The sequence below is a fragment of the Citricoccus sp. genome, assembly GCF_035445025.1.
GTDB lineage: Bacteria > Actinomycetota > Actinomycetes > Actinomycetales > Micrococcaceae > Citricoccus.
This window is the reverse complement of sequence record NZ_DAOMPX010000103.1, coordinates 2629-4761: the sequence shown is the minus strand read 5'-3', so window position 1 is coordinate 4761 and position 2133 is coordinate 2629. Positions and strand designations below refer to the sequence as shown.

2 protein-coding genes are annotated in these 2133 nt (G+C 74.4%); both read right to left on the bottom strand.

Annotated features, from left to right (window positions below):
- The coding region (locus PLJ28_RS14895; protein ID WP_324590341.1) for a response regulator at positions 1-371 on the bottom strand (371 nt) is incomplete at its 3' end.
- The coding region (locus PLJ28_RS14890) for a sensor histidine kinase (RefSeq protein WP_324590340.1) at positions 368-2133 on the bottom strand (1766 nt) is incomplete at its 5' end. The genes PLJ28_RS14895 and PLJ28_RS14890, both read right to left, overlap by 4 nt.

The window sequence follows — 2133 nt, the reverse complement described above, 5'->3', positions numbered from 1 at the left end:
TCGGCGTAGAGGGCGGCGAAGGCCAGCAGCCGCTCGTTGAACTCGTCGCGGCTGAAGGGCTTGACCAGGTAACCGTCCACGCCCTGGCCCACTGCGCGGCGGACGGTGTCCCGCTCGGAGGCGGCGGTCACCATGATCACTGCGACGTCCGATCCCGCCGCGCGCAGGTCCTCCAGCACCTGCACGCCGCTGCGGTCCGGCAGGTGCACGTCCAGCAGGACCAGGTCCACCTCGTGCCCGGCCAGGAACCCGGCCACTGGCAGCCCGCGCTCCAGCACGCCGGCCACCTCGAAGCCCTCGAGGGCCTCCACGAAGCGCCGGTGCATCCCGGCCACCGCGAAGTCGTCGTCCACGATCAGTGTCCTGATCACCCGAGCCTCCTCTCCTGGTCTGTCCGCGTCTCCGGGTCCGCCTGGTGCTCCCGGCCGGCCGGCGTCGCGCCGTGGTCCTCCGGTATGGCCTCGCTGCCCGCCGCGCTACCGGTTGGACTGCCGGCGCCGCCGCCCGCGGGCATCTCATGGTCATTCTCACCCGGCCACGCGGCGTGGAACCGGGCCCCGCCCAGTGGTGAGGGCCCGACGTCGACCCGGCCGCGCCGGCGTCGGACGATCCGGTCCACCAGGGCCAGGCCCACCCCGCGCCCGCCCACCGGGGCGGCGGTGCCCTGGCGCTGTTTCGTCGACTCGCCCCAGCGGAACAGCCGGTCGGCGGCGGCCGGGTCGAGTCCCGGGCCGGAGTCCTCCACGGTGACCGCCACCCCGGGCCGGCCGGCATCCTCAACGCCACCCTGATCGGCATCCCGGCCGTCATCGCCGCCCGCCTCCGCCCCCGCACCACCGGCGCGGACCCGGAGGAGGACGCGGCCGCCGTCGCCGGCCGCCTCGATCGCGTTGGTGAGCAGGTTGGCCACCACGGTGAGGGTGTCGTCGTCGGCCCGCCAGTCCGGGGCCACCGCGCTGTCCCCGGCCACCGTCAGCTCCACCCCGGCCTCGCGCGCCACGGCGGCCTTCGCGCCGACGAGCGCGGTGAGGGAGGCGTCGCCGAGGTCGGGGGTCCCCGAGCTGCCGAGCGGCCCGGTCAGGGAGCGGACGTACTCCTCGGCCTCCGCCGCCTCGCCCAGGGACAGCAGCCCGGAGATGACGTGCAGCCGGTTGGAGAACTCGTGGGTCTGGGAGCGCAGCGCCTCGGTCATGCTGCGCTGGCCCTCGAGCTCGCGGAAGGTGGACTCGAGCTCGGTTCGGTCCTGCAGGGTCAGCGTCCGTCCGACCGGTCTGCCGCCGACCAGCACGGGCCGGGCCTTGGCGAGCAGGATGCGCTCGCCGGCCAGGACGAACCCGGTGGCCTCGGGGCCGGCGGCGGGGGAGAGGAGCATGGCGGCGACGTCCTCGTCCAGCACCTCGGCGGCCAGCTGTCCTTCCACGTCCGCGGAGACGCCGAGCAACCGGCGGGCCTCGTCGTTGGCGAGGGTGATGGTGCCGTGCTCGTCCACGCCCACCACGCCGTCGCCCACGCTGTGCAGCAGGGCCTGGCGGGACTGGTGCAGCCCGGCCATCTCCTCCGGTTCGGCCCCGTAGATCCGCCGGCGCACGTAGCGCGAGGCCCAGGCCGCCACCGCGGTGCCCAGCGCCGCCGCACCGAGGATCCAGGGCGCGAAGCCGAGCACCACCTCGAGCAGGTCGGCCCGGATCTCGGACTGCAGGATGCCCACGGACACGCTGCCCACCACGGTGTCCCCGTCCCAGATCGGCACCTTGGAGCGCAGCGTCACCCCCACCGGTCCCTCCTCGACCCCGCGGAAGCTCTCGCCGCTGAGGATGGGTCCGTGGTCCGAGGACACCGGTTGCCCGATCAGCTCCGGGTCCGGGTGCGCCACCCGCAACCCCTCCCGGTTGACCACGACGACGAAGGAGACTCCCGCGGACCTCTCGGCCAGGTGCGCGATCGGCTGGATGCTCGCCGCGGCGTCCGGGTCGTTAACGTCGTCGATGACCTCCGGGTTGGCGGCGATCGCGGTGGCCACGGTGTCCACCTCCTCGAAGGCCAGCTCCCGGGTGTACCGGTCCTGGACGAACAGGACCACCGCGGCCACGGCCAGCACGGTGACCAGCACGATCGCCACCTGCAGCGCCAGCA